Genomic DNA, 7,716 nt, shown 5'->3' with positions numbered 1-7,716 from the left:
TCTTTGCCGGTGTGTGGGCCTGATACGCAAAAACTGGTATACAACGACACGTTTAAGGTTTTTACGTGTGAGACTGATCAGAGTGCTGCGGGTGCGAGTCAGGGTGCGGTTGATTCGTTGAATAGTACAAAGGCGAATGTTACTAATACACAGGCTGGTTTGGATAGTTTGAATTCGTCCAAGGCTAATGTGACGAATACGCAAGCAGGACTTGATTGGTTGAATACGACTAAGATTAATTCTTTAAATGATAGTAAATTGAATTTGACTGCGGTGCGGAATGATACGATTTTGATTAGTGTTAATTCGAGTTTTGTGAATCGTTCTTTGCCGGTGTGTGGGCCTGATACGCAAAAACTTGTTTATAATGATACTTTTAAGGTTTTTACGTGTGAGACTGATCAGAGTGTTGCGGGTGCGAGTCAGGGTGCGGTTGATTCGTTGAATAGTACAAAGGCGAATGTGACGAATACTCAGGCTGGTTTGGATAGTTTGAATTTGAGCAAGGCTAATGTGACGAATACGCAAGCAGGACTTGATTGGGTGAATACGACGAAGTTTACTAGTTTGAATGATAGTAAATTGAATTTGACTGCGGTGAGGAATGATACTATTCTTATCAGTGTTAATTCGAGTTTTGTGAATCGTTCTTTGCCGGTGTGTGGTCCTGACACGCAAAAATTGGTATACAACGACACGTTTAAGGTTTTTACGTGTGAGACTGATCAGAGTGCTGCGGGTGCGAGTCAGGGTGCGGTTGATTCGTTGAATTCGTCGAAGGCTAATGTGACGAATACTCAGGCTGGTTTGGATAGTTTGAATTCGTCCAAGGCTAATGTGACGAATGTGCAGGCTGGTTTGGATTGGGTAAACACAACCAAAATCACGAGTTTGAATGATTCGAAGTTGAATTTGACTGCGGTGTTGAATGATACGGTTCTTATTAGTGTGAATAGTTCTTTTGTGAATCGTTCTTTGCCGGTGTGTGGTCCTGACACGCAAAAATTAGTTTACAATGATACTTTTAAGGTTTTTACGTGTGAGACTGATGTGTCAGGTAGTGGTGCGTCGCAGGGTGCGTTGGATTGGGTGAATACGACGAAGTTGAATAGTTTGAATGATTCGAAGGCGTCGCAGGCTGCGCTTGATTCTTTGAATAGTACGAAGGCGAATGTGACTAATACTCAAGTGGGGCTTGATTGGGTTAATACGACGAAGATTAGTTCTTTGAATGATTCGAAGTTGAATTTGTCGTCGGGGAATATTGCGAATGGTGGTGTGTTGATTAGTGTTGATAGTCTGTATGTGAATAGGACGCTTCCGACTTGTGGTCCTGATAGTCAGAAGCTTGTTTACAATGATACTAACAAGGTTTTTACATGCGAGACTGATCAGACGGGTGGCGCAAGTGGTGCTTCACAGGCAGCGTTGGATGAAATAAACACCACTAAAATAGGTGTGGTGAACAGCAGTGCTGTTCTGCCATTTGGTTCAAACGGATATAATACCTTCCTCGAAGAATTTATGGGTGATACTGTTTCAACACAATATACCATCCTAGGAACTCACACAATCGGCACTGGTGATAATATCAGAGAAAATAGCAACGGTGTTGGCAACTTTACTTCAGCTGCATCAGTTGGTGCTTCTACTGGCGTTTCACTCGGTGGAACAACAATAACCACGACCTCCTTATATAACGCAACTAACATTCTTGATTTTGAAGTAAAAGCAAAAATACTTACATCTTCTGCAGGCAAAAGATTTGCCATTGGTTACTTCAGAACATTGGTCACTCAGAACATCACTAATATCACTGATGGTGCTTTTTTTAATAAATCTAATGACGGTGCAGGATCATATTTTTTGGCAAATACCTGCGTTGGTACAGGTGCTGCAGGTGCTTCTGTCACCTGTACTTCGACCAACACCAGTAAACTTGTTCATACCGCCTATGAGATATATACAATCAAACGTGAGCTCCAAACCAATAACCTTCTTTTTTACCTGAACTATACTCTTGTTGCAAATCACACAAATTCAAAGCCTCAAAACGTTAGTTGGGTTGGAACATTTACTCGATCATCAGACACAACGGCAGATGCTCATCATGTTGATTATGTCTATATGAAAATGGCTAAGGCTAAATAAACCGGTACTGGATGATAACACTATGAACTCGCTCAACATTGTGGTCAAGTCTGTGGTACACTCAAAACTACTTTCTGGCCTATTTATGCACTTTATCTTACTTTCTTCCATTGTTTTTGGTCAGGTTTCTGTTCTTCCGGATCAGGGAACCGATGTAAAAGTGAGATCAACGGGCGCTAATCTTACCTTGGGAAATTTGACTATCGATATTTATGATAATTCTTCAGGTGGAACTAAAATCTATAATCATACTTTTGTTGATGGAATTGTAAATGGGAGTTGGAATGTTATCACCTATCCTGATCTCCAATTTGGGAAATTGTATTATAAAGAGTACACCATCAACGATGAAGATATGGATTTTGGTGCCAATGAACGTTTAGAATTTCAAGCGACTCCCGGTTTGATTAACAATTTTTCCTTTGTGAACTTTTCGCTTGTCAATTCATGTGCCATAGGCAGTTCGATACGAGTAGTTAACGAAAATGGGACGGTAACCTGTGAGCCGAATGCTAACGAGACCTCATTGGTTCAGTCAATAAATTCTTCAAAATTGAATGCATCTGCATTGTCGAATGATATGATTCTAATAAGTGTTAACAGTACCTATGTGAATCGTTCTTTGCCGGTATGTGGTCCTGATACCCAAAAGTTGGTATATAACGATACTGCTAAAGTGTTTACCTGTGAGACTGATCAATCCGGTTCGGGAATCAGTCAGGGTGCGTTGGATTGGGTGAATACGACTAAATTGAACTCTTTGAATGATTCGAAGGTTGGTCAGGGTCCGGTTGATTCGTTGAATTTGTCGAAGGCTAATGTGACGAATGTGCAGGCTGGTTTGGATTGGGTAAACACAACCAAAATTACGAGTTTGAATGATTCGAAGTTGAATTTGACTGCGGTGTTGAATGATACGGTTTTAATCAGTGTTAATAGTAGTTTTGTTAATCGTTCTTTGCCGGTGTGTGGGCCGGATTCGCAAAAACTTGTTTATAATGATACTTTTAAGGTTTTTACGTGTGAGTCTGATATTTCTACGTCGGGTGCGAGTCAGGGTGCGGTTGATTCGTTGAATTCGTCGAAGGCGAATGTGACGAATACTCAAGCTGGTTTGGATAGTTTGAATTTGAGCAAGGCTAATGTGACGAATGTGCAGGCGGGGCTTGATTGGGTGAATACAACAAAGATTAATTCTCTAAATGATAGTAAGTTGAATTTGACTGCGGTGTTGAATGATACGGTTTTAATCAGTGTGAATAGTTCTTTTGTTAATCGTTCTTTGCCGGTGTGTGGGCCGGATACGCAAAAATTGGTATACAACGACACGTTTAAGGTTTTTACGTGTGAAACTGATCAGAGTGCGTCGGGTGCGAGTCAGGCAGCGTTGGATTGGGTGAATACGACGAAGTTGAATAGTTTGAATGATTCGACGGCAGGATATCTTCCAGTGCAGGGCGAGGGTGGATTGCCTATTGGGTTGAATTTGAGCAAGGCTAATGTGACGAATGTGCAGGCGCGTTTGGATGGGATTAATACGACTAAACTTAACAGTTTGAATGGTACGAAGTTGAATTTGTCGTCGGGGAATATTGCGAATGGTGGTGTGTTGATTAGTGTTGATAGTCTGTATGTGAATAGGACGCTTCCGACCTGTGGGCCTGATAGTCAGAAGCTTGTTTACAATGATACTAACAAGGTTTTTACGTGTGAGACTGATCAAACGAGTGGCGCCAGTGGTGCGTCACAGGCAGCGTTGGATGAAATAAATATCACTAAACTTGAGGTAGTAAACAAAAGCATAGTGAGCCCCTTTGGTAAGAATGGGAGGCGAATATTTCTTGAAGAATTTTTGGGTGATACCCTGACGACCAGAATTACCACAAACGGAACAGCCAGTACCATTAGTAGTGATGTAGTCGGCTCTAACTTTTTAGGAGTTTACAGCTTTACACACGGAACAGCAGCAAGCAACGGCGCTGATATGGCATTTTCTCTTGGTGGTTCACCTAATTCAATCACCAGCACTCTTGATACCAACATCGGGATATATAATGCTTCTAAATTCATTCATTTTGAAACAAGGTTTCTAATACCTTCAGCTTGGAATTCTATAACAACTGCCTTTGGTTACTTCAGAACACAAGATGATGGTAAGCTTCTTAACATCACTGACGGGGCTTATTTTGAAGGAAATCTAACCTCAGGAACTTTTTTTGCTGTAACCTGTTTTTCTATTACCAACTGTACAAGAACGAATACCGCTATCAGTAATCCTACAAATAACTATGTCACACTCCGTATACTTAAAGAAAATGTTTCGAATGCAAGCAGCCCTGTTCTTTTTTATATTACCACTGGACTCACCAAGAATCTGCTTGTCGCAAATCATTCAACAACGCTTCCTCAAAATGTATCATGGATTGGAGTATGGGGTGAAGAAACATCAACAACGGCACGCTCCATACGCATTGATTATGTTCGCGCTGAACTTGCAAAAGACAATGGCAACTAACAATAAAAAACAAAACGGCATACTCATGCATATCACCAAACCTACTGGAATTGTGTATTCATTGATGTATGTAGTGCTCTTTGTTACGCTCTGCGCTTTTGTTGTTGCACAAGCTGAAAGTGCCAATTATGTTGTTCACTCTCTATCTCAAGTTGTGACCTCGCCTGTTCTTGATGAGGTGTTCTCAGTACCGGCTATTGACTCTTCCCCAAATGAAACGGTACCTCCTCCTGAAACCCGAGACAACGAAACCATGCCTGATTCAATTTCTCTTCCAGAGACTCTTCCAGAACTGCTTCCTGACGAGACATCCATTAATGAAACGCCCGAATCAATCTGGTTTGCCAATGGAACAATTGAACTTCCTGTTCCTATCAACCCTCGTAACGACACGTTACCCAATGAAACACCCTCTGTTGTTGATACATCTCCTGTCATAATTTCCAATGGCACCAACTCGTCACCCTCTTCCAAGAATGAAACGTCCTCTTTTATTGATTCTCCAACAATCATCCCCCGCATAAATGATACCGTCTCAAATGATACCAACGTCTCAATTACGCCCGGAAACGAAACACTGAATGAAACGCTGAATATAACCATTCCTGAAATTGTGCCCTTGAATGAAACCAATAGCTCAATCGTCAACGATTCAAACGCCACCTCTCCTCCTATTTCTGCTTTTTCTGTACCACCCATCGACACGTTTCAGGAAGGAGTGGGAGATGTTTACAGTGTCGAGCGCACTGCTACGGGAAGCGGGGGAACTGGTGTTGGTTCAACCTTTAGCGCACAATCCTATTCACCTTCTGGTGCATCAAGTAGTCGGGATGCGCAATCCTCAAGTTTTTCAGCAAACGTTGGCTTTTATAGTAGTACCAGTTCCAGTGGCGCTGCTGCTGGCGGTGGCGGTGAAGAAGGCGGTGCGCCGCCTGGCGGTAGTCCTGCTCCTGCTGCGCCAAGTCCCGGTGCTCCTGCCGGCGGAGGAGGTGGCGGTGGAGGAGGCGGAGGACCCGGTGGCCAACCTGCGTGTACGTTCATCTGGCAGTGTAACGCATGGACTGATGAGTGTACTGGAGGAACACAAACGCGCGTTTGTACTAATGTGGGAACCTGTAAAGGCGGACAAGACAAACCAGCAGAAGTGCGCAGCTGCCAAGAATCACTGTTTGACATCTGGCTCAACCTTGAAAATCTCGAGTTGCTGAAAAACCAAAACCTCGAATTTAAGGTAACCATGATAGAAACAAAAGGGCCGCCGGTTGATGTGTTGTTCAAATACTCCATTCTTGACCCTGATGGAACACCGATCTATAATTCATCCGAAACAAAAGCCGTATTCAGAAGTCTCTCGTTTATAAAAACAATTAGTGACGTTACATTCAAAGAAGGAGAACATCTGCTTCGGGTTGAAGTATCGTATGGCAACAACCAGCATGCGGTTGCTGCAGCCACTTTCCGGGTAACCGACGAAGGATTGCAGGTTGTCAGTATGGTACAATACATACCGCCAGAAGCTCAAGCAGCAAATACTTGGCTGCCGTTCCTTATTTTACTCGTGCTTCTCCTGTTGATTATCTTGTATTCATACCACAAGTACGTCAACAAACGCTTGAACGACATCCAAAAAGACGTGGCAGCTGCAAAAGCACTACCAGTGCCGCAGCAACAACAATGGCAGGCAACAATCACCGGCAAAATCAAAGAGCGGCCCGTACTCCAAGATAAACAGCATACTCGGGATACTCCACTGATTCTGCTTTCAGACATTGTTTCGAGCGCCGCTGGCTCAATCAAATCAGTTGCATCTGGTGTGTCCCGTTTGTTGGATGGAATAACTGAAACAACTGGCCAGGCTGCAGAAATTTTGGATTCCGGCGTGTCAAAAGTGAAATCAGCAGTGTCAACAACAGTGTCAACTGCAGTGCAGCTCCCTGCACAAATTCCTGCGCAGCTCACTAAATTAACCAAACCAGTAACAGAAACCATAACAAACGCGCTTGCAGGAATATCACGAGTAAGAATTCCACGAATCGGCACGACAACTATTGGCACCAAACAACCGAAACCAATTATCATTCCTTCAGTTTTCTGTACCGTAGTTTCTGGCAGACGAGCTGGCTGGGCCAGCCTGCGGGAGAGCATCGGAAAACACGTCTTCTTTTCCTCGGGTATGTATCTTGGAAAAGTCTTTGAGCTGTTGATTTCCGGCAGGAAAATTGATTCAACATTAATACAAACCGGCGGACAGTTTGCGATTCACGGCAAGAAAGGCGTAAGTGTCAAACAGAAAGACGTTCTTTGCTTCGGCGATGTGGTCTTTGTCAATGAAACATTAGAAGATGCCTTTGTACAGCTCACGGGGAAATCAATGCCGAAACCAATCTTAAAACCAGTTACCAAATCAATGCCAGTGGCGCGACCGGTGACGCGTTCGGTTGCTGATTCTTTCTCCGCACCACGGCCTGCTCCGTCAACATCAATTCACTCAACAATCTCTCCACGATTGCCAACACCGTTCGTACCTGCCAGCGTTCCGACAGTATCCGCCCAAAAAAATGAAAGCCCCTCGAGTACATCAAGCACATCGAGCACCTCTCTTGCAGCCTCCGGTGCAGTATCAGGTGTTGTTGGTGCGGCATTTGGTGGAGTGACTGATGCAGTGTCACGTGCGGTGTCTCGTGCACTGCCTGCTCCTATTCGCGCAAGCATACGCGAAAGTGTTGGAAGACAGGTATTCTTTTCATCCGGTGAATACATCGGCAAAATCTTTGAGCTCGTTGTATCCGGTCGGAAACTTGATGCAGCGTTGGTTGCGTTGGATGGTGACTATCAAATCACCGGCAAAAAGGGAGTAATGGTAAAACAGAAAGATATCCTTTCATTCGGCGACGTGGTATTAATCAGCGAAAACATAAAATCACTTTTGTTGAAACACCATTCGGTTGAATCGGAGATTGGGAAGGGCGAACAGACATCTGGTGCCTTGAGTATAACAAACTTTAAATAGGCTAATCAGGCTAATATTATCCAGAATTAAACGGTGGGGG

Annotated in this window: 2 protein-coding genes; both read left to right on the top strand. The window is 43.5% G+C overall.

Annotated elements, in window-relative coordinates:
• The coding region (locus Q7R76_04025) for a hypothetical protein (protein MDO8642727.1) at positions 1 to 2,151 on the top strand (2,151 nt) is incomplete at its 5' end.
• 2,378 nt (positions 2,152 to 4,529) lie between these two features.
• Positions 4,530 to 7,676 (top strand): hypothetical protein, encoded by a 3,147-nt coding sequence (locus tag Q7R76_04020; protein ID MDO8642726.1) that lies wholly within the window; start codon positions 4,530 to 4,532, stop codon positions 7,674 to 7,676.
• The last annotated feature ends 40 nt before the right edge of the window (positions 7,677 to 7,716 follow it).

The sequence above is a fragment of the Candidatus Woesearchaeota archaeon genome, assembly GCA_030651375.1.
Lineage (GTDB): Archaea > Nanobdellota > Nanobdellia > Woesearchaeales > UBA12501 > JAUSFM01.
Note: the sequence above shows the minus strand (reverse complement) of the source record. Positions and strands in the feature narration are given on the sequence as shown.